Origin of the sequence: Photobacterium sp. GSS17, from assembly GCF_028621875.1 — a bacterium.
Taxonomy (GTDB): domain Bacteria; phylum Pseudomonadota; class Gammaproteobacteria; order Enterobacterales; family Vibrionaceae; genus Photobacterium; species Photobacterium ganghwense.
Window position 1 is genome coordinate 1,757,642 of record NZ_CP117517.1, and the last position, 26,263, is coordinate 1,783,904.

General features: G+C 50.8%; 31 protein-coding genes. 23 read left to right on the forward strand and 8 right to left on the reverse strand.

The annotated features are described in order from the left end of the window. Positions 1-358 precede the first annotated feature (358 nt). The 22 genes from PGW97_RS07885 (at position 359) to PGW97_RS07990 (ending at position 19,334) form a co-directional block, all read left to right on the forward strand. Positions 359-928, forward strand: a complete 570-nt coding sequence (locus PGW97_RS07885) for a terminase small subunit (protein ID WP_217393067.1) — start codon at positions 359-361, stop codon at positions 926-928. Continuing rightward, a complete protein-coding gene (locus PGW97_RS07890) occupies positions 885-2,885 on the forward strand; it encodes a terminase gpA endonuclease subunit (RefSeq protein WP_273859580.1) in 2,001 nt (666 codons plus the stop codon). The genes PGW97_RS07885 and PGW97_RS07890 overlap by 44 nt, the downstream gene beginning before the upstream one ends. Further along, on the forward strand, positions 2,876-3,091 hold the full coding sequence (locus PGW97_RS07895) for a hypothetical protein (RefSeq protein ID WP_273859581.1): 216 nt from the start codon (positions 2,876-2,878) through the stop codon (positions 3,089-3,091). The genes PGW97_RS07890 and PGW97_RS07895 overlap by 10 nt, the downstream gene beginning before the upstream one ends. After that, positions 3,091-4,605, forward strand: coding sequence for a phage portal protein (locus PGW97_RS07900; RefSeq protein ID WP_273859582.1), 1,515 nt, complete (start codon positions 3,091-3,093; stop codon positions 4,603-4,605). Before PGW97_RS07895 ends, PGW97_RS07900 begins: the two co-directional genes overlap by 1 nt. Beyond that, positions 4,538-6,613, forward strand: a complete 2,076-nt coding sequence (locus PGW97_RS07905) for a ClpP-like prohead protease/major capsid protein fusion protein (protein ID WP_273859583.1) — start codon at positions 4,538-4,540, stop codon at positions 6,611-6,613. Before PGW97_RS07900 ends, PGW97_RS07905 begins: the two co-directional genes overlap by 68 nt. 65 nt (positions 6,614-6,678) lie before the next feature. Next, positions 6,679-7,005, forward strand: a complete 327-nt coding sequence (locus tag PGW97_RS07910; protein ID WP_273859584.1) for a DUF2190 family protein — start codon at positions 6,679-6,681, stop codon at positions 7,003-7,005. A gap of 58 nt (positions 7,006-7,063) precedes the next feature. Beyond that, positions 7,064-7,414: a head-tail joining protein gene (locus PGW97_RS07915; protein WP_273859585.1), complete on the forward strand. Its 351-nt coding sequence runs from the start codon at positions 7,064-7,066 to the stop codon at positions 7,412-7,414. Next, positions 7,377-7,994 (forward strand): phage tail protein, encoded by a 618-nt coding sequence (locus PGW97_RS07920; RefSeq protein ID WP_273859586.1) that lies wholly within the window; start codon positions 7,377-7,379, stop codon positions 7,992-7,994. The genes PGW97_RS07915 and PGW97_RS07920 overlap by 38 nt, the downstream gene beginning before the upstream one ends. Continuing rightward, positions 7,987-8,517: a hypothetical protein gene (locus PGW97_RS07925; protein ID WP_273859587.1), complete on the forward strand. Its 531-nt coding sequence runs from the start codon at positions 7,987-7,989 to the stop codon at positions 8,515-8,517. Before PGW97_RS07920 ends, PGW97_RS07925 begins: the two co-directional genes overlap by 8 nt. Continuing rightward, a complete protein-coding gene (locus PGW97_RS07930) occupies positions 8,510-9,142 on the forward strand; it encodes a phage baseplate assembly protein V (RefSeq protein ID WP_273859588.1) in 633 nt (210 codons plus the stop codon). The genes PGW97_RS07925 and PGW97_RS07930 overlap by 8 nt, the downstream gene beginning before the upstream one ends. An 8-nt stretch (positions 9,143-9,150) precedes the next feature. Further along, on the forward strand, positions 9,151-9,489 hold the full coding sequence (locus PGW97_RS07935) for a GPW/gp25 family protein (RefSeq protein ID WP_047885558.1): 339 nt from the start codon (positions 9,151-9,153) through the stop codon (positions 9,487-9,489). Beyond that, positions 9,489-10,382, forward strand: a complete 894-nt coding sequence (locus tag PGW97_RS07940) for a baseplate assembly protein (protein ID WP_273859589.1) — start codon at positions 9,489-9,491, stop codon at positions 10,380-10,382. Before PGW97_RS07935 ends, PGW97_RS07940 begins: the two co-directional genes overlap by 1 nt. Continuing rightward, complete coding sequence (locus PGW97_RS07945) at positions 10,379-11,011, forward strand: phage tail protein I (RefSeq protein ID WP_273859590.1); 633 nt, start codon at positions 10,379-10,381, stop codon at positions 11,009-11,011. Before PGW97_RS07940 ends, PGW97_RS07945 begins: the two co-directional genes overlap by 4 nt. A 5-nt stretch (positions 11,012-11,016) precedes the next feature. Then, a complete protein-coding gene (locus PGW97_RS07950; protein ID WP_273859434.1) occupies positions 11,017-13,185 on the forward strand; it encodes a phage tail-collar fiber domain-containing protein in 2,169 nt (722 codons plus the stop codon). 2 nt (positions 13,186-13,187) lie between these two features. Next, positions 13,188-13,442: a hypothetical protein gene (locus PGW97_RS07955; protein WP_273859436.1), complete on the forward strand. Its 255-nt coding sequence runs from the start codon at positions 13,188-13,190 to the stop codon at positions 13,440-13,442. 55 nt (positions 13,443-13,497) lie between these two features. Then, positions 13,498-14,964, forward strand: coding sequence for a phage tail sheath C-terminal domain-containing protein (locus tag PGW97_RS07960; protein ID WP_273859591.1), 1,467 nt, complete (start codon positions 13,498-13,500; stop codon positions 14,962-14,964). Next, the gene (locus tag PGW97_RS07965; RefSeq protein WP_273859440.1) at positions 14,964-15,479 is read left to right on the forward strand and encodes a phage major tail tube protein; all 516 of its coding nucleotides are present in this window, start codon (positions 14,964-14,966) and stop codon (positions 15,477-15,479) included. The genes PGW97_RS07960 and PGW97_RS07965 overlap by 1 nt, the downstream gene beginning before the upstream one ends. Positions 15,480-15,546: 67 nt before the next feature. Continuing rightward, complete coding sequence (locus PGW97_RS07970; protein ID WP_273859442.1) at positions 15,547-15,840, forward strand: phage tail assembly protein; 294 nt, start codon at positions 15,547-15,549, stop codon at positions 15,838-15,840. A gap of 105 nt (positions 15,841-15,945) precedes the next feature. Further along, positions 15,946-17,736, forward strand: a complete 1,791-nt coding sequence (locus PGW97_RS07975) for a phage tail protein (protein WP_273859592.1) — start codon at positions 15,946-15,948, stop codon at positions 17,734-17,736. Then, positions 17,736-18,140 carry a phage tail protein gene (locus tag PGW97_RS07980; protein WP_273859593.1) on the forward strand — a complete coding sequence of 135 codons (405 nt, stop codon included), beginning with the start codon at positions 17,736-17,738 and terminating at the stop codon, positions 18,138-18,140. The genes PGW97_RS07975 and PGW97_RS07980 overlap by 1 nt, the downstream gene beginning before the upstream one ends. Positions 18,141-18,147: 7 nt before the next feature. Next, positions 18,148-18,321 carry a tail protein X gene (locus tag PGW97_RS07985; RefSeq protein WP_443147113.1) on the forward strand — a complete coding sequence of 58 codons (174 nt, stop codon included), beginning with the start codon at positions 18,148-18,150 and terminating at the stop codon, positions 18,319-18,321. Then, complete coding sequence (locus PGW97_RS07990) at positions 18,312-19,334, forward strand: contractile injection system protein, VgrG/Pvc8 family (RefSeq protein ID WP_273859594.1); 1,023 nt, start codon at positions 18,312-18,314, stop codon at positions 19,332-19,334. The genes PGW97_RS07985 and PGW97_RS07990 overlap by 10 nt, the downstream gene beginning before the upstream one ends. 344 nt (positions 19,335-19,678) lie before the next feature. Here PGW97_RS07990 and PGW97_RS07995 read toward each other — a convergent pair whose 3' ends face one another. From PGW97_RS07995 to PGW97_RS08020, 7 genes are all read right to left on the reverse strand, one after another. Further along, positions 19,679-19,897 (reverse strand): hypothetical protein, encoded by a 219-nt coding sequence (locus tag PGW97_RS07995; protein ID WP_273859595.1) that lies wholly within the window; start codon positions 19,895-19,897, stop codon positions 19,679-19,681. A gap of 538 nt (positions 19,898-20,435) precedes the next feature. Then, positions 20,436-21,374 (reverse strand): DUF3427 domain-containing protein, encoded by a 939-nt coding sequence (locus PGW97_RS08000; RefSeq protein WP_273859596.1) that lies wholly within the window; start codon positions 21,372-21,374, stop codon positions 20,436-20,438. 373 nt (positions 21,375-21,747) lie between these two features. Next, positions 21,748-21,879 carry a hypothetical protein gene (locus PGW97_RS08005; RefSeq protein WP_273859597.1) on the reverse strand — a complete coding sequence of 44 codons (132 nt, stop codon included), beginning with the start codon at positions 21,877-21,879 and terminating at the stop codon, positions 21,748-21,750. Between the two features lie 306 nt (positions 21,880-22,185). After that, a complete protein-coding gene (locus PGW97_RS08010) occupies positions 22,186-22,371 on the reverse strand; it encodes a hypothetical protein (RefSeq protein ID WP_273859598.1) in 186 nt (61 codons plus the stop codon). Between the two features lie 303 nt (positions 22,372-22,674). Further along, positions 22,675-23,106: an SRPBCC family protein gene (locus PGW97_RS08015; protein ID WP_273859599.1), complete on the reverse strand. Its 432-nt coding sequence runs from the start codon at positions 23,104-23,106 to the stop codon at positions 22,675-22,677. 40 nt (positions 23,107-23,146) lie between these two features. Then, a complete protein-coding gene (locus PGW97_RS25185) occupies positions 23,147-23,320 on the reverse strand; it encodes a hypothetical protein (protein WP_443147114.1) in 174 nt (57 codons plus the stop codon). Positions 23,321-23,717: 397 nt separating this feature from the next. Continuing rightward, positions 23,718-24,164 (reverse strand): hypothetical protein, encoded by a 447-nt coding sequence (locus PGW97_RS08020; RefSeq protein WP_273859600.1) that lies wholly within the window; start codon positions 24,162-24,164, stop codon positions 23,718-23,720. 454 nt (positions 24,165-24,618) lie between these two features. Between PGW97_RS08020 and PGW97_RS08025 the strand changes: the two genes are divergently transcribed. Further along, entirely contained in the window at positions 24,619-25,455 is an 837-nt protein-coding gene (locus PGW97_RS08025; protein WP_273859601.1) for an MBL fold metallo-hydrolase, read from the forward strand. A 188-nt stretch (positions 25,456-25,643) separates the two neighbouring features. Here the strand turns inward: PGW97_RS08025 and PGW97_RS08030 are convergent, their stop codons facing one another. Beyond that, complete coding sequence (locus PGW97_RS08030; protein WP_273859602.1) at positions 25,644-26,192, reverse strand: AAA family ATPase; 549 nt, start codon at positions 26,190-26,192, stop codon at positions 25,644-25,646. Positions 26,193-26,263 lie beyond the last annotated feature (71 nt).

Here is a 26,263-nt window from a genome sequence, read left to right on the forward strand (position 1 = left end):
TAATCTATAAGAAAATCTGTCTTTTACCCTAAAGTGCCTGATTTTGGATGTATAGATGGCTAAATGGAGAAAAATCGAGAAGGGAGTAAATCGCGATTTTGCCAAAAAGTGGTCCTTTCTTTTTGCCTAAAAAAACGGTGTAAAAATAGGCTCTTATCGAATTCCATACGGTTAAATTTACGTGCTTCGATGAACCCTTGCGCCGCAAGGCTTCGCAAGGATTTTGGGTCCTCCCGGAGAGCCTGAATTACCACGGGGTCAACACTCGCCGTTTCTGCCTTGTTGAGAAAGGCAAAATCAGGTCCTTTCTATTTTGGGAAAAAGAAAGGAGTAACCGTCACACGTAACAGAGATTGATATGGCTGAAGTAAACCGAAATGAATTCGCTGAAATCCTGGGGTATTCGCCCAAGTGGATTGGCGACCTCATTAAAGATGGCCTTCCTCACCAAGGGGGCGGTGGTCGAGGTAAGCAGGTCGTCATTGATACGAAAGAAGCGATTCAGTGGATTATCGACCGCGAAGTGCAAAAGCAGGTCGGGATTTATGAAAAGGAAAACGCCTCGCCTAAGGAGGGAACGAAAGATGGTGAAGACCTGCTGCTGACTCAGGCCAGACGCCGGAAGGCAGATGTTGAAGCCAAGAAAGCAGAAGAAGCGGTGATTGATTTGGGTGACCTCACTCAGTTCTTGTATTCCATCGCCAACCTGTTTGGCAGTGAGCTAGATGGTGCAGGTGCGAGGACCGCGCAAGAGGTAGCTGCTGAAAATGACCCAGTTAAATGTAAATTCATTATCGACCAGGAAAACCGACGTATCCGGGCTTCCACCGCCGACGGCATCTGTGCGTTCGTTGCTGACTATCTTGCAGAACACAGCAGAGATGGTGAGAGGGAAACCACTGAGGAACGCAGCGCAGTGGGCGTCTGAAAACCGGATTATGCCGCCGGGCTCGCCGATACCGGGGCCGTTCGATACCACGTCAACGCCATACATGATTCCGGTTTGTCAGGCCTTTGCTGATCCGGCCTTCAACAAGATTACCTTTGTGATGGGTACCCAGATGGGGAAGTCGGCCACCATGCAGAACGTGATTGGCTGGCGGCTGGATGATCACCCGGCGCCGATTATTTACGTCGGGCCGACCGAGTCCAACATCAACAACGTGGTTGAACCCAAAATCATGGACATGTTCAGGGAGTGCTCGAGTCTCTGGATGAAGTACGACGTGAAAAGCCCGAAACACAAAAAGCGCATTGGCGGTGTGTCGCTGCGTTTTGCTTGGGCGGGGTCGGCCACGGAGCTGGCGTCGGACTCGGCGGTGATCACCTTGGTGGATGAACTTGACCGACCGGATGCGAATGCGACCGGTGAAGGTTCGCTGGCAGAAATTGCCGAGGCGCGGGGCGATGCGTATATCGACTCCAAGCTGGGCCTGACTAGCACGCCGACCTACGGGAAGGTATCGACCTGGATACACCCCGATACCGACATGACCCATTGGGCGATTGCGCCGAAAGGGAAAGTGTCCAGTCCTATCTGGCTGGAGTGGGAACAGGGGACACGGCATGAGTGGTCGGTGCCTTGTCCGCACTGCCATGAGTATTTCATTCCACGCAGCGAGTTGTTGTGGTGGCCGGGCAAGGGGACGGGTAATGAATGTTCCCCGGCCAGAGCCTCTACCGCCGCGCGGCTGATTTGTCCTCACTGCGGCGCCCAAATCGAAGACAGGCACCGCAAAGGGATGAACGCCAAAGGCGTGGGGATCGCACCCGGTCAGATGGCTCGCCAGCATGACGACAAGCATGTTGAATTCGAGCAGGACGGCCAGACGGTCATCATGCCTTACCACTCCATGATTCATCCGGTGGAAGACAACAACCATTTCAGTATTTGGGTGAGCGGGCTGTGCTCGTTCTCTGCGAAAAAGAGCTATGGATATCTGGCGCGTAAGCTGCTGCAGGCGGTGCGAAGCGGTGAGCATGACAAGCTGCTGGCGGTATACAACACCGGATTCGGTGAAGTGTTTGCCACTGCCGGTGAAGCGCCGGAATGGGAAGAGGTGTTTGCCCAGCGTTCCAGTTACACATCCGGCACGGTGCCGGACGGTGTGCAGTCGCTGATTTGTACGGTGGACGTGCAGAAAAACCGTCTGGTCTACGTGGTTCGTGGCTGGATGGCGGGGATGTCGTCACGTCTGATTGAATTCGGCGAACTGTGGGGTGATACGGACAAGCCGGAAGTCTGGGAAGAGCTGGACTTGCTGATGGATCAGGACTGGCAAGGCATGCCCCTCGCGATGTGTGGGGTGGATGCCGGTTACCGAACCGATGAGGTGTATGCCTGGGTTCGCAAACATCGGGCTCGTGCCCGGGCATTGATGGGATTCCAGACAATGCCTAAGCCTTTCCGCATGGTGAATGTGGAAGTGGACAAACGGGGCCGGACACGAAAACGCGGTGATAAACGCTGGGACTTCAATGCCACCTCGGCCAAAGCCTGGGTACACAGTCGGGTTCGCTGGGAACGGGGAACCGTTGGCGACTGGCTGCTGCCGGCTGATATCACCGAAGACTACTGTAAACAGATTATCGCGGAAGAGTTTGACGACGAAAAAGGCGTGTTCAAACAGGTTCACCGTGATAACCACTTTCTGGACTGTGAAGGGATGAACTACATGGTCGCCCGAATGCTGAGGCTGGATCGTAAGGCCGATGCGGTGGAGACGTCTCAGGTTCAACCTTCAGTGCCGTCTCATGAGACAGTTCAGTCTCAACCTAAACCTGTAAATCAACAACCCCAACCATCGCCGGCAATGCCGACCGCACCTGTTTCAAGCGGCTGGCTTAATGGCGGAAATCGGGGAGGAGGTGGTGGGTGGCTATAACCCAACAACAATGTGAGCAGATGATTCAGGCCTGCTTTCAGGCTGAGCTGGATGTGCTCGACGGGAAAACCACCTCGTTTGGTGGTCGTACCGTGACGATGGAAAACCTGACGGATATCCGTAAAGCCCGGCAGGAGTGGGAGCAGAAGCTGGCCACCCTGAAATCAGGTGGCAGCCGGGTGAAATACGGGCTGGCGAGGTTCTGATGAATTTTCTCGATAAAGTGATCGCGCCTATTGCGCCGGGATGGGCGGCAAGTCGTCTGAAATCCCGAGCGGTGATTCAGGCGTATGAAGCGGCCTCGCCGTCGCGCCTGCATAAAGCGAAACGCGAAGGCCGCAGTGCTGATAATGCGATGAACTTTGCCGGGCAGAGCTTACGCGAACAGGCTCGGTGGCTGGATGAAAACCATGATCTGGTGATTGGCTTGCTCGATAAGTTGGAAGACCGGGTTATAGGCGCCGACGGGATCATGATTGAGCCTCAGCCGCTCAGTGCCGATGGAACCGTGAATACCAAACTGGCCAATGACATCCGCCGTCGCTGGGCGGCGTGGTCGATTAAGCCAGAGGTCACCGGCATCTTTGCCCGCCCTGAACTGGAGCGGCTGGTACTGCGCACCGCGTTACGCGATGGCGAGTGCTTCGGCCAGTTGGTGATCGGCAAGGTGCCCAGTCTGGTCCATCCCAATCCGAACGGCACCGCGTTCTCCATTGAGACGCTGGAGCCGGATTTCATCCCGTACCAGCTCAACGATGTCAGCAAAGGCATCAAGCAGGGGATTCGCCACAATGCCTGGGGGCAACCGCTGGAGTTCATGAAGCTCTACGATCACCCCGGCAGCACCACGGGGATACGGTTCAAAACGAAACCGGTCCCCAAAGAACGCATGCTTCATCTCGCTTTCAGACGCCGCTTACACCAAGTTCGCGGCGTTTCTATTTTGCACGGGGTGATCACCCGTCTTTCAGACATCAAAGATTACGAAGAGGCAGAACGTGTCGCGGCGCGAATCGCGGCAGCCCTTGGTTTCTACATCAAAAAGGGTGAGGCCTCTGCGTATGACGAACCGTCAGAGCGGCAGACACCACGCTATATCGATATCGCCCCGGGGATGATTTTTGACGATCTCCGCATGGGTGAGGATTTGGGCATGGTGGAATCCAACCGGCCCAATGTTCACCTGACGGATTTCCGGAACGGGCAGATCCGAATGGTGGCTGCCGGTACCCGCTCGGGTTATTCGAGCGTGGCGCGTGATTACAACGGTACCTGGTCGGCACAACGGCAGGAACTGGTGGAAAGCTGGGACGGTGTGACCGTGTTGCAGCAGTGGTTTATTGCGCACTGGGCGCGGCCTGTGTATCGCCAGTGGCTGCAAATGGAATTGCTGAACGGGCTGGAGATTCCCGAGGGCATCGACAAGGACACGTTGTTTGATGCCGTTTACCTCGGTCCGGTGATGCCATGGATTGATCCGGTCAAAGAAGTGAAAGCGTGGCAGGAGCGGGTTGGCAGTTACGGCGCCAGCCATTCTCAGTGGATTCGGGCCAGTGGCCAGAACCCGCATGAAGTCTTCCGCCAGATTTTGGCTGACAGTGAATTCTTTAAAACGCATGGCCTTGAGCCTGTTAAACGAACCGGAGGCAACGGTGAAGAAGAGCAAGACGACAATGATGATGCCGATGGCGTCAGCAAGTCAGACGCCGACGAGGAATAACCACTGGTACTCGATTAAGGCCAGTGCCAACCAGAGTGCTGAAATCTGGATTTATGACGAAATTGGGGGCTGGGGAATCTCAGCCCGTCAGTTTGCCAATGAACTGAAAGCACTGGGCGATATTCGCCAAATCACGCTACGCATTCATTCCCCGGGCGGCGACGTGTTCGAAGGGATGGCGATATACAACCTGCTGTCTCAGCACCCCGCGCAGATCACCGTCAAGATTGATGGGCTGGCTGCGTCGATGGGTTCTGTGATTGCGATGGTCGGGGATGAAATCCAAATTCCCGAGAACGCGATGATCATGGTTCACAAGCCCTGGGGTATTCAGGGTGGCGATGCGGCCGACATGCGCCGCTATGCCGAACTGCTGGATAAAGTCGAGGGCGCGCTTATCTCGGCTTACACCAAGAAAACGGGGAAATCGGACGACGAGATTACCCAACTGCTGGAAAACGAAACTTGGATGGGAGGCGCAGAAGCGGTTGCTGCCGGTTTTGCCGATACGCTGCTGTCACCCCTTGAAGTTGCCGCTTGTTTTAATTCACACCGACTGACGGATTTTGAACATATGCCTCAATCATTCAAAAGCTTAATGCAACCTCGCAGCCAGACGACACCCCCTGCGAATGCGCCGACTCCGGCGCCAACACCAAGTCCAACCCCTGAGCCTGCAGAACCAGCGCCAGCCAATCCAAGTGCCAGCGTTACGGATAACGCGACCATCATTCAGTCACGCAACAATGCGATTAAAGATCTGTTCGCTAACTTCGGCGGTCGTCACATGTCGCTGATGAATGACTGCCTGATGGATGTGTCGCTGACCGTCGAACAGGTGAAAGACAAGCTGTTGGCCGAGCTGGGCCGCAATACCGAGCCGACCAATACGGCCAGTGCGGCGACCCACATCTTCGCGGGTAACGGCAATATTGTGGGTGATGCGATGCTGGCAGCTTTGATGGTGCGTGCAGGTCACAATGCGGAAGGTACCCAGCAAAACGACACCCGGGATAACCCGTACATGCACATGACGCTGCGTGAGTTGGCGCGGATGTCGCTGACGGAACGCGGTGTCGGTGTCGCCAGCTACAACCCAATGCAAATGGTGGGGATGGCGTTCACGCACGGTACCAGTGATTTCGGGCAGATCCTGCTGGATGTGGCGCATAAGTCTTTGCTGCAGGGCTGGGAAACAGCCGAAGAGACGTTTGAGCGCTGGACGATGAAAGGCACGCTGACGGACTTCAAGATCGCGCACCGCGTCGGGCTAGAGACGTTCCCGAACCTGCGTCAGATCCGTCCGGGGGCGGAATACCAGTACATCACGCTGGGTGACCGTGGTGAGCAGATTGCGCTGGCGACTTATGGCGAGCTGTTCAATATCGACCGCCAGACCATCATCAACGATGACATGCAGGCCTTAACGGATATCCCGATGCTGATGGGTGAAGCGGCCAAAGCGACGATTGGGGATCTGGTTTATGGGGTACTGACCAACGGCCATAAGATGCGTGACGGCACAGACCTGTTCCATGCCACTCACAACAACCTGATCACGGATAGCACCACGACAGATGTGGCGGGGCTGGATAAAGGCCGTCAGTTGATGCGCAGCCAGAAGAGCGGTGAACGTCACCTGAATATCCGTCCGGGCTTCATTCTGGTACCAACGGCGCTGGAAACCACCACCAATCAGGCGGTGAAATCGGCCAGCGTGAAAGGGGCGGATGTGAACTCAGGTGTCATTAACCCAATCCAGAACTTCGCAGAAGTGGTTGCCGAACCTCGCCTGGATGATGCCGCAACGCTGGACTGGTACCTGGCTGCCGCCCGTGGCCGCGACACCATCGAAGTGGCATATCTCAACGGGGTCGAAACGCCGTACATCGAGCAGCAACAGGGCTTTAATGTCGATGGTGTAGCGACCAAAGTGCGTATTGATGCCGGTGTCGCACCGCGTGATTACCGTGGCCTAGTGAAAGTAAAAGGTCCGGCGAAAAGCTAAGCCTGCTGTGAAAGCCGGAATGCTCCGGCTTTTTTAATGAATCCAATTCGATACGGAGAAACAACATGGCTAAGAACCTCGTTCAGAGTGGCCAAACCCTGAACTTCACGGCAGCCGCGGCGGTAATGTCCGGCCAGGCTGTGGCCATCGGCGACATGATTGTGGTGTCTCATGGTGATGTGGCAGCCGGACAAGTTGGTGTCGGGCATGCGGTTGGCGTGTTCGACCTGCCTAAGACTGCCGCCGCCGACATTGCGCAAGGTGCCAGTGTGTATCTGAAAGACGGCGAAATCGGCACTGATAACACCGGGGTATATGCAGGCAAAGCCTGGATCACGGCTGGTGGCGGTACCACGTCAGTGCATGTCGCGATTAATGTGGGTGGGGTTTAGGGCTTTTAAACTAAGGCTGAATGCCTCGGGATTCGGGGCGTTCAGCAGGGAATAACTGATGAGTAAGTGGCTTAGACGGGTTAACCGAATGAACAGCAAACTGACGAATGGATTCGGGCAGCCAGTTGTTCTGCATCTGGTCTCCGGTGACCGACAAGTGAGCGGGATCTTTGATAATCCCACAAGCTTGAGTTTGATATCAGGCGGAGGGTACGTGGCTGACTCTGACCCTGAGCTGTTTTTGCAGGATGCTGATGCAGTGGGTATTCATACTCGTGACGCTGTAACAGTTGGTGGGAAAGTTTGGTTGGTGGTGAAACCGCCTGAGCCTGACGGGACAGGCATGACGAAACTGATTTTAGGGCATCATAATGGCCAGCAATCCTCAGAATCTGCTATTCGATATTGATCTCGAAGAGCTGGAAGCCATCCAGAATATCCTTGGCGCTACAGAGAGCCAGGTAAAAGCGGCATACAACCGAGCATTGAGTCGCACGGCAAGAACGGTGCGCGCTCTCGCGAACAAAGAAGTTCGCGATGCTATGCAGGTAAAAAGCCTGAAGGCCATCAGAAAAAGGTTTCAGCATTTCAGATTAAAAAGTCCCAGTAAGCAGAAGAAGCTTGATGAGCTTCGGCTTTGGTTTGGTCTGAATGATATCTCCGTTGGTTATTTAAAAGGCCGAATTCGCCGCAATGGTACTCAGCGTTCTCCCAATGGCGCCACGTTTGTACCTAAGGGGAAAATGTCTTCGCAAACTTACGAACAAGGCTTCATCGCGAGGCGTTATAAGCGACGTTCGATTTTCACGCGAACGACGGAAGGGCGTTTTCCAATAAAGGAGGCGAGGGTGCCTGTTTCTGATGATCTTCATGTGACGATTGAAGATAAGGTATTTGAGCGTCTGCCAGAGATTTTCCTCAGGCATTTTGAAACTGACTTGAAGGGTCGCGTGAAAATGGGTCTGAATCGGAAGGGTTGGCATGAGTGATGGCATTCATTTAACTGAGTATCACGACAAAGTCAGGCAATGGTTGGTGGATAACCTGCCGTGGCTGGCTTCCATAGAGTATTACCCGGAAACACGCACATCTATGGTCACCCCCTGTGCGTTTTTCGGAGTGATGGATTGGGAACGAGCTGAAAATCAGCCCATGAATGGACAGCTGGCGGTCACATTGAATTGTGAAATCCTTGCAGTTCTTGGCATGGCCGATGCGAAATATCAGATTGAAGTACGTAACGCGGCGATGGCCATTGGCCTGAAGCTAGAAGGCGCCCGTTTTGGTTTGCCGGTAGAACCTGCCGTGTTTATCAGCGCGGAACCCGATGGCTTCAACCCCGAGCTGGATGATTACGCGGTCTGGTCGATTCGGTTTAGCCAGAACGTGGAAGTGGGTGAGGATGCGTTCAAGCCGGAAGGACTGACGCCCGCCACTGTGCTGGTTGGCGTCGCGCCGGAGATTGGGGCGGCACATGAGGCGGATTACGTGCAGGTGGTACCGAATGAGTGAGTTGAATTATATCGTCCGGGATCTGCAGCGGCGGATGGCCAACATGATTCGCCGGGGGCGTGTCCACAGTGTTGATTTCACCCAGCTGCCGCCGCGGGTCAGGGTTGAGTATGCCAAAGGCGCGGTGACTGCCTGGTTACCCTGGGTGTCGGGCCGGGCCTCGAAAAGCAGTCGATCAGATTGGGAACCATTGGCGGTCGGGGAGCAGGTGATCATTCTGTCAGAGTCTGGCGAATTGGCTGCCGGTGTGGTGATCCCCTCTTTGGCCGATGCGTCCAGCCCGGTACCGAGCACCTCGCCCGATGAGCATGTCAGCCGGTATACCGATGGCACCGAGATCAAATACAACCGCGCCGAACACAAGCTTACCATTTCGCTGGGTAGTGACGGCAATGCTGAGCTCAACTGCAAAACGTTCTACATCAATGCGGATATCCAGCATGACGGCAACCAGACCACGACCGGTGACATGACCGTCCTAAATAACGTGACGGCGACAGAGCAGGTGAAAGGAAAGACGGTGACCGACGCCGTGCGGAGCATGGGCGACGACCGGGACATCTTTAACGGCCATACTCACCGCCATGGTGAGCCCAACACCAGTGAGCCAAATTCGCAACAGTAAGGGCAGGTATGAAAGGGATGGATGCCGCGACAGGCCGCGCACTGAGCGGAATGGAGCACCTCAAACAGTCGGTACGGGATATCCTCACCACGCCCATTGGCTCACGGGTAATGCGCCGTGACTACGGGAGCCGCCTGTTCGATTTGATTGATAACCCGGGTAACCCCGAAACGGTGGCGGACATTGTGGCAGAAAGTGCCCAGGCCCTGAAGAAGTGGGAAAAGCGGATTGAGGTGTCTCGGGTTCGGGTGACATCAGCCCGGCCGGGCTCGGTAATACTCACCATCGAGGGGAAATACAAACCCAATGGTGAGCCCATCACATTGGAAGGCATTGAGGTGAGTTAATGGCAGTCGTGAATGTAGACATGAGCCAACTGCCAAAACCTGCGGTGATAGAGCAGTTAGACTATGAACAAATCCTCCAGGAATGGATTGTTCGCTATCAGGGACTCGACCCGGACTACCAGGATGTGAACGAGTCTGATCCGGTTTACAAGCTGATGGAGGTTGCCGCGTTTCGTGAAATGGTGCTGCGTCAGCGTGTGAATGATGGTGCGCATGCCACGATGCTGGCGTATGCGACTGGTACCGACTTGGATATCCGAGGGGCTGATTTTGATGTTGAGCGCCTGGTGATTGATCACGGGGATCCCGAAGCCCTGCCGCCACGCCCGCGCATTATGGAGTCAGATGAAGCGTTTCGGTACCGGATACAGCTATCCAACCGGGCCAAGAACACGGCAGGCAGCGCGGATGATTATGAGTTCTGGGCGCTGTCAGCAGATGGCCGGGTAAAGAGTATTGCCACTGACTCCCCCAAAGGCACGTTAACCGTGACGGTGTCGGTGCTGTCCCATGAGGGGAACGGCACGGCCACCCCGGAGCTTCTCCAGTTGGTTGAAGACACGCTCACGCCAAAAGGCACAAGGCCGCTCAGTGATGAGGTGGTGGTGCAAAGTGCCCACATCAATGAGTTTGCGGTGGAGGCTGAATTGGAGCTGTTTTCGGGGCCGGACCAGGCGGAAGTGTTGAATGCGGCCCGGCAAAAACTGGATGCCTGGTTAAGTGAATCTCATCGTCAGGGCCTGGATTTAACCCTGGATGGTTTCTATGCCTCGCTGAGGGTACCGGGTGTCTACAAAGTCCATTTAACCTCGCCGGCGGCCGACATCATCAATGACCGATTCAGTGCCGGGTTTGCCTCAAGCATCACACTGACCGCGAGGGTGACAACGTGACGGGAAAAAGCCTGCTGCCACCCAATGCCAGCAAACATGAAAAAGACATCGAGGCGGTGATTTCACCGCCTCTTTCTTTTCCCAACCGTGATCTCTGGAACCCGGACAAATGCCCTGAGCACCTCCTGCCGCATCTGGCGTGGGCGTTGTCGGTGGATAACTGGGATTCTACCTGGCCAGTTGAGCGCAAGCGCAAGGTCATCAAAGACAGTCTGTATATTCACCGGAAAAAGGGAACCCGGGATGCGGTCGAGCGAGCTGTAAGCGCCATCCGCGGGGATGACACCAAAATTACCGAGTGGTTTGAAGACAAAGCAAACCTGGCTCCCGGTGAGTTCACGGTGGATTACGTATCAACCGGCACCCCGGTTGACGGCTCTGAGCTGGCCAAGCTCGTGCCTGCTATCAACGCGGCGAAAAATGTCCGCAGCACCTTAACCAAAGTCGCCATTACCAGCCGGGTGGAAGCGCCGGAAAAGCATGTTGCCGTGAGCCGGCAAGCGATGCAGCTGAAAGCGGGTCCGTGGATTATTTCCTCAATGGTGAGTTCGTCAAATAACGGCATGGCTTGCATTTCACGCCAGGGCATACAGATCAAGTCCGGCCCGATACCGTTAGTGTTGGAGTAACAAACATGAGTCAACCCCCTGAGAGTCAGCAACAATATGGCTCAATTCTGACCATCCTCGGCGAAAACGCCGAGCAGAACGGTAAGCTGAAGAACAAACAAATCACCTTCACCCATATTGCGATTGGTGATGCCAATGACACCTATGTGCAGCCTGATCGTAAACAGACCGCATTGGTCAATGAGCTGGCCCGTATTCCGGTGAATTCGGTGGATGTGCTGCAGCCCACCCCCGACAGCACCCCGATGCTAAAGGTCGAGGCGATTCTCCCTGATGATGTCAATGACCTGATTATCCGTGAATTTGCCGCCGTGGCGACGTTTGATGGCAATACCTACTTTCATGCGGTGGGCAACTGCGCTCGTATTTATGTCCCCGCCCCAGTCAATAACGGTAACGTCAGCACACCGGTGACATTGGAGATGATCTTTGTCATTACCAGTGCCGAGCCGATTGTGGAGATTGATCCGAATGTGGTGACGGCCAGCCGTGAGTGGTCCAGGAATCAATTGCGTTTACTGGAACTTCAACAATATGGCGTGATTTGGCCAGAGAATATAGACAAAGTTTTACCATTGGGATTGCAAAATACGGTTGTCTCATTGCAGGGAGTGACTGGTTTAAGAATTGAATCGGTATCGAATCAACACGGAGTGTTAATTTTTCCCTGGCCTCCCAGCGGTAATTTTGGGGCAACAACCCATACCATTAAAAATATAGAGCCCAATGAAATTGCTGGTTACTATGTAACGACTGAGCATGGTCAGTTTGAATTTGTTACTCGGGATGTGCTTGATTTACGTGGCCATGATTTAGCTTCTCTTAAAAACATTATTGCTTCTGATAAAGCCGTTTATCGAACATCTGTTGCTGATTTTAATGAGCATTTATCAGGTGGAGGTGGCGATTTTGTTTATGACAAATCAGACGCTGAAACAGAAGAAAATGGCATTACCGTAATTACGCCCAAAAATGGGGGGCGGCTAAAAAAGCCAAACCTTTCTCCTATTGCATTATCAGAGGGAAAATGCCGTTCTGGGATAGACAATCGTTCTCACTTACAGAAGCTATTTGCAGTTTCAGTGTCAGAAAAAAGAGCATTGATTATTGATGGGGATTATGAGTTTTCTGGTGTCCTTGATACTGAAAATGTGTCTTTGATAGGACATGGCCGTAGAAAGTCAATATTAAGACCGATGGGGATTGGCAGCCACTTATGGTTGGGCTCATTTCTTGATGCCAGTGATTTTGCAATTATTGGTGATATGAAAAGTAATGGGCTGGTATCTAAAAAAAACGCCGGTCAATGGATACTGGATAATCTCCTCATAACAAATTGTGATAACTCGGTAGAATTATCTGAGACATATATTGGTACATTGCGAGACTGTGAATTAAGGGCGAACAATAAAAATATCGCTACCACGTCAAGAAATGGTGCTGAGGCCAGGGTGAATAATATTCGTTTATTTGGTGGTTCACTCACTCAAGCCAAAGTTGCTGCCATAGATGTCGCCGCGGGTCAGTTTACTAAGAACCTACAATTATATGGAACAAATGTTGAAGATAATGCAGCCGGTATTCGCGCCTATCAAAATCTTGTGGGAGTGCTTTTAAGTGGCGCATGGTTTGAGGAAAATGGCACTCAGATTTATGCAGAAAAAGCGTTTTCTGGTTTTCGAATGTTGGGCGGGACGATGGCCTTTAATAACCCTGATGAAAGGGGACTCGTTTTAGGCGGCAATGTCCAGGCAGGGAATACGTTTGAAGGCGTTGAATTCCAAATCCCAGACCCTCAAGTTCAATTATATTCAGTATTGCATGGCCGTCGGTTAACCATGAAAGAGTGTATTTTCAAAAGGGATGACTTTAATAGGAATGACCCCAATGGATTAGTGCGAATAATTAACAGTGCCGTCGGTGAAGGAGCTCAAAAGTATGGTTATCACACAACAGGTCAAGTGGAAAGTGGGGCAGTTACGCTGCTTCCTGGTGAAACAAAGGCAGTCAGTTTTTCCACGGCATTCTACACGCCTCCCAAAGTTACAACAGGAACACTTGGTGGTGGGGAACGTTCAGAGCCTGTTATGACAGCACCAACAATTAATGGTTTTACTATTACGAATAGAGGTGATGTGACTTCTACCGTTCATTGGCAGGCGTCCGAGGATTGAATATGGCAGTTTTAAATCAAAATTCTGAGAAGATTTATGGTGTTTTATTGCCATATAAAAAAATTGGATTCGTGGGAATTCACGATGAATCAGTTTCAATCAATATTGAGCATAAATTATCTCAAGAATATCTTCCTTTATTTATCGATGATATTTCATTAACACTCGATGAAAGTGCTGAGCTGAGTGAAACGTTAAGGAAGACCATTTATGAATTTATCAAATCTAAAGGGTTAATAAGCGGTTTAGATTGTTAGAGATGTATACACAAAATTCTTAACGGGGCAGCTTGTCCCAAAAAAGGAAATCGTAATGACGCAATTTCTCCATGGTGTGGAAGTCATCGAGATTGATGACGGGTCACGCCCGATTCAAACCGTTAAATCCGCTGTGATTGGCCTTGTTGGGACAGCCCCAGCAGCATCCTCAGCAGTTAAAGCCTCGCACACCCTGGGCAGTGCCATCCTCAATGATGGCTTGGTGTTTACCGCGAAAACCGCAGGCACGGAAGGCAACGCCATCAGCATTGAAATGGTTGCCCCCGCTGCAGCCGATACCGCGCTGGCCGTCGACGTTGACGGCAGCAAAGTGAAGGTTACGTTGGCCACCGATGTCAGCAAAGTGGTCACATCGACTGCCGCCGACATCAAAGCCGCGATTGACGCCGATGCTGATGCGGCTGGCTTAGTAAGCGTGGCCGTGCTGGGTGATGGCAGTGGTGATGTGGCAGCAACGCCGCGTACTTACCTTACTGGCGGCGAGAATGAACCTTTCCCGCTGTATAAGCCGGTTGCAGTGGCAGGCAGCCGCAAACGGGCGGAAGGATTGGGGACGGCTGGCACGTTACCCGCGGCCATTGATGACATCTTTGACCAGACCGGTGCCCTGGTCATCGTGGTGCGTGCCGAACAAGGGGCGGATGAGGCAACCACGCAGGCAAACATCATCAAGGCCATGCAGGGCTGGCTGGACAGCCAGACGGAGACCGGTTACACCCCGCGCATCCTGGTGGCGCCAGAGTTTAGCCAGGTGGATGCGGTATCGAGTGAAGGGGAAGCCAAAGCCAAACGCCTGCGCGCTATCTTCTACTCAGATTGTGAACGTACTGCCAGTTATACCGATGCTATCAAACGTGCCCGCCAGTTTGGTGAGCGGGTTGAAGTGACCTGGCCATGGGTGCGTGTGTTCGACACCGAGTTGGCCAAAGAGATTGATCGTCCCTATTCCGCCCGGGCGGCAGGCCTGCGTGCCCGCATCGATGCGGAGAAGGGCTTCTGGTGGTCGAAGTCGAACCAGCAGGTCTATGGCATTGTGGGGACATCTCAACCCGTCGACTGGTCGTTGGGGGATGCGAACACCACGGCGAACATGCTGAACGAAAACAAGGTCAGCACCATCATCCGTGAAGGGGGCTTTCGTCACTGGGGGAACCGTACCTGCAGTGTGGATCCTAAGTGGACGTTTGAGCAGACCCGCCGAACGGCAGACATTATCAATGACAGCGTACAGCGCTCGCACATGTGGGCGGTAGACCGCAACATCACCAAAACCTACGTCGATGATGTGACGGCCGGGGTCAATGCTTATCTGCGTGAATTAAAGGCGCTCGGGGCGATTCTTGGCGGAGAATGTTGGGCGGATAAAGAGCTGAACACACCTGCGACCATTCAAAAAGGCCTGGTGTATTTTGATTTTGATTTCTGTCCGCCGTATCCGGCTGAGCACATCGTGTTCCGCAGCCGCTTAAACAATGATTATCTGGAAGAGGTATTTAGCTGATGGCAGGGGACAACTTACTGAGCCGCTGGGCTATCTGGGTCGATGGTGTCGGCAAAGCCGGGAATGCCAAAGAGTACACGCCACCGGTGCTTGAGGTGCTGACCTCTGACTTTCAGGCCGGTGATATGGATATGCCGATCCCTGTGGATGATGGCATGGCAGGCATGGAGTCCAGCTTTTCCCTGTTCGGGATGGATATCACGGTGCTGCCGCTGTTCGGGTTGCGCCAGGGGTCACGAACGTCGGTGTCGGTGCGTTCGACCTATACCGACCTGTACGGTAACAGTTATGACCTGGTTGAAGAGCTGGGCGGCATGATCACCAAGATTGAGCGTGACACCCAGGACACCGGCAGCCAGCGTGACAAGGCCATGAAAGTGACCATGAAACTGGATTATTACAAAGTGGTGCGGTCTGGTGCCGTGCTGATTGAAATTGACCCGGTTAACCACGTTCGCAAATTGGGCGGCATCGATGTCCTTGAGGGCATCCGCGCCATCCTGCAACTCGCCTAACACCCTGCGCCCGCGGTCGCATTCGTTTTATGGCCGCTTATGCGGCCTTTTTTATTGGAGTGACATCATGACATACCCAGCAGCTGAAAAAAAAGAAGTGAAACTGGACTATCCCGTGACGGTAGGCAGCCAGACCATTGAGGTGCTTGCCCTGCGCCGTCCGAAGGTTCGCGATCAGCTGATTGCGGACAAACAGAACAAGAGCGACGCCGACAAAGAAGTGCATTTAATGTCGCTGTTAGCCGAAGTGGACCCCGTCGTGATCCAGGAGCTGGATCTGGATGACTATACGGAGGTGCAAAAAGTCATCGTGGGTTTTCGCCAGAAGCGCTCAGCGAGCGGCACATCCAGCGAGGGTTGATTGTGCTGGCCAGCCACACCGGCTGGTCACTCTCTGAATTGTTGGATCTGCCATTGAACACGTTCACGGAATTCATTGAACTGCTGCCTAAAAAGGAAAAATCAGATGGTCACGCAAAACCTTAAAACGGTGGTTACCCTTGGCGGTACCGTGGATGGCAGTTTCAATAAAATGGGCTCTGCGTTCAATGAGTCGATGGGGAAGGCAACCAAAACGGTCAAGGATCTCGAGCGGGAGCAGGGCAAGCTCACCAAATCGATCCGGAAGTCAAAATTAGCCGGTGCCGATGTCAGCTTGCTCACCCGCCGGTATCAACAGTTGGGTGAGGAGCTGGATGATGCCCGGGTAAAAGCCGAGGCGTTTGAAGAAGCGTCCGGGCTGGGCGACCGCTTACTCGGGATTGGCGCGGCAGGTGCGACCGCCGTGGGGGGTATCTGGGCCACGACCACGGCGATCACCGGTTTGATGACCGTCACCAATGACAGCACCGCCACCCTGGCGGGGATGGCCAAGTCCTATGACATGAGCATTGAGCGCTTCCAGGCATGGAGTGGGGTCGCCCAGCAGGCAGGCCTGAACGGGGAGCACATCGGTGATCTGATTGAAGAGCTCAGCAACAAGTTCGGTGAGTTCAAAGCCCTGGGCGAACAGTCATCGGTGGCGGATGTGTTTGGGGCGCTGGGGATCGATGAAGCCATGATGGACGGCATGGCGGCGGCCGACCAGTTTGAGTTCATCATGGCACGCCTGCAAGGGGTGACGGATAAGCAGCAAGCTGCCTCCTTAGCGGACATGCTCTTTGGCGGTGAAGGGAACAAGGTCACCACCTATATCCGCAATACGGGGAAAAGCCTGAATGCGTTGCTGGATGAGCAGCGCCAGTTCAACATGCTGACCGAGGAAGGTGCGAGTGGTGCGGTCGCGTATGGTCAGTCATTCAAAAACCTCAGAACGGTCATCAGTTCAGCCTGGCAGGAAATATCAGGCATCGTTGGCGGTGAAATGGCAGGCGATATCCAACGGCTTGGCCAAACTGTCAGCCAGTACGTCCGGGAGAACAAGGAGGCCGTAGTCGGTACATTAAAAAGCATTGTCTACGGTGCCAAAGATTTTGCCGTGGCCGTGTGGAATGTGGGCGCCACGGTTAACCGGGTGGTGCAGGCCTTCGGTGGCTGGCAAACGGTGGGTCTGGCGGTTGCCTCCCTGATGGCGGGTCAGTTGGTTGTGGGGCTGGGCAGTATGATAGCCACCGGTTACCAGGCGGCTAAAGCCATCGGTGCGATGAAAGTCGGGATGGCTGGCTTTAATGCGGTCATGGCCGCCAACCCGATTGGGTTGACCGTGGCAGCGGTCAGTGCACTTATCTTCGCAGGTATTCAGCTTTATCAAAACTGGGATGCTGTCACAGGGTGGTTTAGCGAAAAACTGACCTGGTTCAAGACCGAGTTTCCGGCCACCTTCAACGTCATCAAGACACTATTTGATTGGTCGCCCCTGGGGCTGATTGTTAACCATTGGGCGCCGATCACGGGATTTTTTACTGATCTCTGGGGTGGCATTACCGGGATCTTCGATGCGAGCCTCGCCAGGATCTCAGGCATTTGGGACACCGTCAGCGGCTGGATGGACTCGCTGACGTTCTGGGAGAGCGATTCCCCGGCACCGCAGGTGAAATCTTATCACCAGGTCCAGCAGGACGCTGCGCAAAGCCGGACCGTTGCCGCTATCAACAGTTCCTATCCCGCCAGTAAAGGCCATACGGTTCACCAGAGCGTGGGTGAAATCAAAGTGTATGCCGCCCCGGGGCAATCCCCGGCAGACGTGGCGCAGGCTGTTCACTCTCAGCTTGGTGGTTACCAGGACAGTGCGCTCTATGATTTACCGGAGGCAGGCTAATGGCTCAAGTCATGTTGTCCCTGGGCGGCTTCAAGTTCCACATTGATGCCGCCGCTTACAATGAACTGGTCAGAACGTGGCAGTGGCGATGGCATGCCCAGTCTCGGATTGGCCAGTCTGATCTGCTGCAGTACACCGGCAAAGCCGCCGTCAAAATCTCTCTGAACGGGCAAATCGCGACCACGTTCCGGGAGGTTGGCACCCATCAGATTGAAAAATTGGCCGCAATGGGCAATGAGTATAGACCTCAGCTGCTCGTCAGCGGCCTTGGCGATGTCATGGGGTATTGGGTGATGACAGATTTAAGTGAAACCAATACCAAATTCATCAAAGGTGGCCTGCCAAGGCGCCAGGCGTTTACTCTGGAGTTGGCATTTTATGGCGATGACGTACAGAACCCGTGAGGGGGACATGCTTGATGCCATTTGTTGGCGTCACTACGGGCGGGAAAACGCCGTGACGGCGGTGTTAAACGCCAATCCGGGTCTGGCAGACCGTGGGGCCATTCTGCCTAGTGGCATTCAAATCACGCTGCCTGACCTGCCGCCTCCTGTAGCTAAGGAGTCCTCGAGCTTATGGGATTAGATTACCGTCCGGACTTTTCTCTCTCAGCCGATGGCAACGACATCACGGCTGCCATCCAGCGAAATCTGATCAGCCTGACCTTGACCGACAATGCTGGCAGTGAGTCGGATCGCCTTGCCATTACCGTGAGCCTGCCTGACACCGTGGCCACCCCGAAGAAAGGGGCTGTCCTGCGTCTTGGGCTGGGGTTTAATGGTGAGTTGATTGATAAAGGGCAGTTTGTGGTGGATGAGGTGACCTCCAGTGGCCCACCCAGGCGGGTGCAGATAGTGGCGAACGCCGCCCCGATGGATAACCGCAAGCAGCCCGGGAGTTTGCAGACCCAGAAAACCCGCAGTTTCGATGACGTTACCCTGGGGGATTTGGTGAAAACCGTCGTGTCAGAGCACGGCCTGGTGCCGCGGGTCAGCAGCGAGCTGGCCAGCATCCAGCTGACTCATATTGATCAGGTCGGTGAGAGTGACATGAACCTGCTTACTCGGTTGGCAAAACGCTATGGGGCAGTCAGTAAGCCGGCCAATGGCTATTGGCTATTTCTGAAAGAGGGGGAAGGGAAATCAGCATCAGGAAAAGCACTAAAGAACATCACACTCCATCCTCACCAAGTGACGACCTGGCAGTGTCGGTTCAGCAGCCGGAATGATGTCCGCCGGGTGGTGGCTACCTACCATGACCTGGAGAGCGGCGATACGAAGGAAGTCTCGACAGGGATCGGTGAGCCTGAATTCAAGATTGTTTATACATATCCGAACTATGAGGAAGCCAAAGCTGCAGTGGTTGCTCGCGCCAAACAGGTTAAAGCTGGCAGTGATACGCTGGACATTACCCTGCCAGCAAGAGCATCACTGATGGCCTTGGTCGTTGAAGGTCATGTAACCCTAGATGGCTTCGGTGATGTGGAAGACGGGAAATGGCGCGTTAAGGCGGTGGAATGGTCACTTAGTGAAACCGGGCTGCAGCTGAGGATTTCTGGTGACCATGGAGCACATACAATAAGCTACAACAGCTATTGAAAGTGGCTATTACCAGTTTCGCTTTTTAATTGCCATAGCTGGATTCCTGTAGGATCCGTTTTTAAACCTCAGAGGATGATAAAAAATGGGTGATCACGCAATATTAGGCCGGATAAGCCCTAGTTTAGTGAACGCAGCGCATTTCGTTCCTAATTAGGTCGGACAGGTGAAGCTGAGTAAAACGCAGTTGCATGTCGAACTCCGGGCGAGCAGTTTATTGAAGAGGTTGTTTGAGAGGCATTATCTGATGAGGGATAGCAGGTGGTTTTGAATATAGTCATATAAAACCCAGTTGATTTAAAAAGGTGTAGGGTCTCGGAATCATTACACCTTACATGGACTGTTTAGTTTGTTGTGATTGTTAGATCTGGTGCATTCGCTAATCGTCTCAACGCATCTATGAGGGCGGTATCTTCGCGAACATCTGCAATAGAATGGAGGTCTTTTCTTACCTGACTTACAGTCATTCCGTTGTAGCCTTGGTTGTTAGAACCCCATATCACACCTGCCGTTTTGGAAGAAAATACAAATTTCGCGTTCACGTTGTTTAGGTTGTTGCTCATGATCTGTTTTCCATTGTTGTGAATCCAAAAAATAATTACAGTTTTGTTGCGATATTACTCGTGTATTGTAAATTTGAATTCAAGTAATCCATTGACAGTTATAGCATCTTATATTCGGTTGAGGAAAAGCATAGGCAACTTCTTAATGCAATAGTATTGCTCATACTATACAGCCCCTTGTGCTCCTATGCCTTATCAGTCTTTGGTCTGTGAGATGGTCGTCTCACAGAGCACACGTACCATCGCCATAAAGTACGAGCTGCGGTCACACTTATACCTATTCCTCGCTAACTCCCCTATGCACAAGTATCAGGATATGGCGCTCCTGAGAAGTTCAGGAAGTAAAAACATATGTCTAAACATATTCCCTCCAGTGTTAAGCAAGTTAGTTAAAATAACAATAGAAGAGGTCCGATGAGTTGGCAAGAAAATATAAAGGTTCTTTTATCGGCTCTATGGTCATCACCACCGGTTCAGATACACCGCCATTGTCTGGCGGCATTTTCTGAACGCGTTATTATGCGTAACATCTAGGAAATTATTCGGTAGGGATAAAGTAGGTATATGCGGTAGGCTTTAAGTGTTGATCCTCTGGAAACCAATCATCAATCTTCTCAACTTTTCCACCACTCGCCTTGTAATCACTCTCCACTTGAACAATTTCTATACCGTGAACTATGAAAAGATCAGTGGTAGATGAGTTGTTACGCGCTGATTCAACTTCATTAAATGTGACATTTACAGAAGATGGCTCACCCTGTGTCCCTTTAACTTCGACAAGCCGAATTTCATTACCTCGCGAACATTTGAAATCATATGGCGCAAAGCTAGAAGTATCCTCTACTGCGAATCCGCTTGTTTCATAATGGGCTTTGGCAATTGCCATGGCATGCAGTTCTATAGCCTTTTTTTTCTTTGGATCTATGAGCCTACCTTGGCCGTACTTTGCTGTCTTAGCTTTTTGAATTAGTTTCGGTAGAGATTTTGTTCTTTTGGCAGGGAACCAGGTGTATAGAGATTGTAAGTTTCTGTGATCAATGAACGAATGCTGTAGATTCATGAATAAAAAGTGAACAGGCTTTTCACTCTCATGCTCGATGTAGTTAAGGGGGCCAACATAAACGAACGGTTGGGATTTACCATTCTGTTTGGCATCTACACGTGCGAATAGGATTACTGGTGTGCCGCTAATGATTCTGGCGATAGAGGGGGTTTTAGGGGTGTTGTTGTTTTGTGAGTCCCAATAAAACAGTTTGCCGTCATCATTGAAGATATCGTAGTACTGATTTTCTTTTTTGAAGCTCTCTTTGTTCAAGGTTACGAAGAGAAGGACGCAGTTAGAAAATGGAACAATACCCGTCCAATCACGAGGTTGGTTTGGCCTCGGCACTTTGCCTGTGTCAGCTACAGTATTTCTGGTGTAGAAATCACCGATTGCAAAGGATTCGTATCTTAGAGTTTGATTTATTGTCGACATAGGTTTGATTATCTGTATGAACTCAAAATTAAACTACCTTAACTATATTCTTCTGAAAAGTTTGAGATGCATGGTTGGTCAGGTATCAATAAGAAAAGTGAGCTGGAGTGTGTCCAGTCGGTGTCCAATTATGACTGGTTATCAGCATAAGTTAAAAATAACAATAAGTTGTAATCGATATTTCATAATCGAGCCAAAACAATGTTGGCTGGTTATTGTTGTTACTCATTATTATCAATACACACAGGTAAAAGTGTTGTCTGCCCTCATAATAACAAAGATTTGAGTTGGGTGCGGGTTTGATTTTGGAAGCATTTACTGAACCTGCTATATACATACGGCGATAGTTTAAGCCACTCTGAAACACGGCCAGCTATGCCCAGAATGCCGGGGAAAAGGGCGCACCACCAACAAGTACCGCGTTACCCGCCAATGCCCGGCCTGCAGAGATGGCCGCGTACCCTGAATGAACGAAACCCGCTTCGCCAAGTTCTGCCTTTGCCATATATCCGCTTCAAGCGTTACAAACCGGTACTGGAAAACGTGGTGAAATGGCTGATCTGCAGATGGAACAAGAGGAGATGGAGGCTGAAGCTAAAGGGTGTGATTTACATAGCCCCACAGGGAAGTGGGGCATACTTGGGGGGAAACAACGCCAAGATTTAAGTATTGACGCCATAGTTTCTTGTTATGCGTATAGTCGCTATAAGCAAAAAACCTGCTCTACCCATGTATCTTTTTCAAATGGTCCATGGATAGATTTGAAACAGTCACGGCTCTCTTCGATATTACGGTTCAAGTTGGTTGCAACTCAATCAATAGTGCATACAACTTTATCTGTATCGAGGATAACTCCTTTAACAATACCAAGATGAAGTATTTTAATACCCGTTTGACCACGACCTTTCATTCGTTTGATTGCTATTTTGTCACCAGATTTAATTTGTGATGCGTTTTTGTATTGTGCTGGTTGAGCTATTTCTTCCCAACCAAGCATCCATATTCCTTGCTCAATAAATTTCGCATCTTGATGTTCAGTTGGCTTTCTGATTTGATCAACAAAGCCCCTCAATGGTGGCGATATGGGACTATCAACACACAGCTATGATAGTTGTGGATGAGCTAGGCCCTTAAATGACGCAGGCTTCTTATGTTCGATGAGGGATGATGCTTGATGGGAATATAATTGTTGTATGCGCTATCGGGCTAAGAGCTTGGGACAGTAAACATGTGGATGAACCCACCCGCATGATTTCGAGTGGGGGAAGTTACAGGTTATCGCCTTTAGTATGTCGAATGATTATGCAGCTTGTACGTCGTCGTACATTTCAACAGCCTTTTTTAAGCCTTGCATGGTGTTTGGTAGTGTTCTCTTAATTTGTTTTCCGATCAGTTGTCCAAATAAAGGAGACAGGAAACCCGTAAAATTGACTGCATGAGTGACTTCGGTATCAGCCCCAACTTGCTCTAACAAATGTACAAACGTGATTGTACAAAAGGGCAGTTTTGTAATGGTTGTGAACGATTTATTGTGTGTGACTTCGGTGAAAACGATTTTCGCTTCTGGCCCTTTTTGGGGCTTTAATGTACCGGTAGCACCTTGGGTGAAATCTCCTTCAATAGACGAGTAAACCACGTCAGGATCCCAATTTTTCCATTCGCTCACCTGCGAATAAAAAGGATAGATATTTTCGGGCAACGCTTTAATCACTATTTTCTCATTAAATTCCATTTTACTAATCCTATCCTTATGGTTGACAGTTTGGATGTATTCACTGTGACAGCTTTAGTACCGTGCACGGGTAGCCATTGTTAGTGTTAGTACTATCAAATACCGCATTAAGCTTGAAACATTCACTTTCATACAGTTTGCGAGCAGTGTGATTACTATCGAGAACATAGGTAATCGCTTTGTCATTAATAATCTTTAAACCGTGTTTGAGCAAATTACGGCCAATGCTTTTATTGAACTCATCGGGATCGACACACAGCCATGCGACTTAGTTCTCTTATATACCTATAAATCCGACAAGGTTATCGTTGATGCAAGCAACAAAATTTCTGGATAAATAGAAATTCTACAAATCACATTCATCGGTGGTGAGTGGTACAAATGCTCTTTCGTCGCACGAACCTTTAAGTTCAATGAGCCGGGCTTTATCATGAATTGCACAGGCGTCCGGCCAATTGCTGTCTTTATATTCCCTGATAATGACGTTGTTCAAGTTAACTTACTTTTAATTCATCGATTAATAATGAGTAAAGAGCTCGCCGCGTTAATGCATGAGGGCGGATTACCAGGAAAAGCGAAAACTAAAAGTACCACTATTAGTGCTACATGTTTTAGGCATGACCTTGATGCTTGGTTCGGCAATACACGCCGTACCCAAAGCAGGAACCTAAGAGCAAGCAATAGAGAGAACTCATAACCATAAATGGCATTTTATCAGTTAGTTCAAGCATATAGGGTGAACTAGACAGCAAAACCGCAGGAATGGCGAAAATCCCCCGAACTAAAAATACGATGCTAATGAGTGCCAATATTTTATTGGTAAATGGCAGTAACCGAATGACACCCGCCCCGGAGAACGCATAGGCTGACCAAATCGCAAGCATTGTGGCAATCAAACCAGTTAATAACGCAGGGTAGAGAAACCCATGCTCACTCATTGTTGCCATCTCTTCCCCGGCGCCGAAAAATCTGTACCAATCCGCACCACCAACAATAATCGCTATGTGGGCGACAGCAGCGAGCGCTGTTAATCCTCCGGCAATTTTCAATATTTTCATGTGGCTCCCTCATTAATGTTCATCATGAACGAGTGGGTGACTTGTCCGTGAGCAGTTGGCCCTTTTATTGATAAGCCTATTTAAAGGCAATCATCCATTTCTTGAACTCACGTATTATCACATAGCCAAAGTATGCATTAATGTGCTTATTTTCTTAGGTGTCTGTCATGCTGCATGATTAACGTGATAATTGTGCTTCATTGGCTTTCATGTGAGACCTGTGTCACTTAAATCTTTTAAGTAGAGGCGTATTGATTGCTCACGCAGAACACAAGTTTGCATCGTGGTGAGCGTCACCTGTTATCAGAGAAGCTTCAGTGCTCAGTGCTTTTTGTATGCGAAAAGTTGACAGAGATGCTGTAGAAAATAGCGGTGAGCGCATTTACGCATTCTGTTTTATATGCTTTGATGCCAGTTCAAATAATACGCGATAGATGATGGAAGGGAGCACAGGATGGAGCTAAAAGTTCTGGTTGATAACAACACAATTATTGATAAGTACTATCTGGGAGAGCCAGGTGTCTCTTATTTGATCACAGAGGGTGATGTGAAGTTGTTGTTTGACGTTGGCTACTCAGATGTCTTCATTCAAAATGCTGAAAAAATGAATGAATCGCTGATGGACGTTAATTTTATTGTGCTCTCGCATGGCCATAACGATCACACCGGTGGCCTGGTTCCTCTTATTAAACATTATTCGCAAGCGCAGGATGCAGGCGTTAGCTTTACCAAGCCAATGATTATTTCCCATCCTGATGCACTTTCACACAAAGAGTATGACGGTGATGGCATTGGCTCGACTTTGGATAAGCAGACACTGAGCCAGTACTATGACATTCAGCTATCGAAAGCACCGGTTTGGATTACTGAAAACCTTGTCTACCTGGGGGAAATCGAAAGGGGGAATGATTTCGAAAATATCGATCCCATCGGCTTGTGTGAGAAGGATGGACAACTGGTTGATGATCACGTCAAAGACGACTCTTCTTTGGTGTATAAATCCCCTGAAGGCTTAGTGATCATTACTGGTTGTTCCCATGCGGGTATCTGCAACATTATCGAATATGCAAAGAAAGTCTGTAATGATGACCGAATTGTAGATGTTATAGGTGGTTTTCATTTGATTTCACCCAGTGACCTTCAATCGAAAGGAACACTTAAGTATTTTGAAGAAAATACAATCAGCAATATTCATCCGTGTCACTGTACCAGTCTGGAATACAAAATTAAGCTCTCAAAATTTTCTGATGTATTAGATGTGGGTGTTGGCTTATCGCTCAGTTATAGCTGAGTACTAAGACAAAAAACAGAGAATGAAGTGGTGCTCAATAGTAGTAATGATCAACAGCAGAAGAGAGTGGTTGGTTTTAACTATTGAGATGGTTCATCAGGAGACCGCTGGTTTAGCCCATTGGTAGACCAGCAGTTTTCAGCATCAGTTCTTGCCCCTTATCGTTTCATTTCCCCATCGCTTTTATTTTAAGCCAGCCTGTCGAGAATAAACGCGACACGCTGTGTGACGGGTACTTTGGGAACCTCAATAAGTGTGTAGCCATACTGGGTATAAGTCGCGACCATGGCTTCGTAGGTTCTCACCGCTTCGGCATAGTCTTGTTTACGCTCTGCATCATTGGTGAAAATGGCCTCCCACGGCGGGAAAATGAAAACCTGTTTATGGTATGTCAATGACTGGCAGAGTGCATCTAACTCAACCGGAACGCTCAAGTTTTCGAGGTTAGAGTAACCCACGCAGTCAATGATGCTGCGATCAAAAAAGACGGTGTCAAAAAAGAGGGTGTTTTGCCGCGCTTGATAAGCGTTGTAGTTTTTCAATTCAGCTTGAACCATCGCATCACGGAACGCGGCTTTATTTTTCCAGGGCAGGGCGTCGCCGCCATGCTTTAGTTGGCTCTGGATAACCGCGCGACCGACTTCTTCCGAGCACCTAAACCCTCTCCGAGTTAAGGCTTGAATCACTGTGGTTTTACCCGAACCGGGGCTACCGGTAAAAATGACGTTTTGACTCATGGATGAACCTCTTAAAAATGGTAGATGAAAATTAGAGAGAAAAGAAAACGGGATTTTCAGGAAAGATGCGT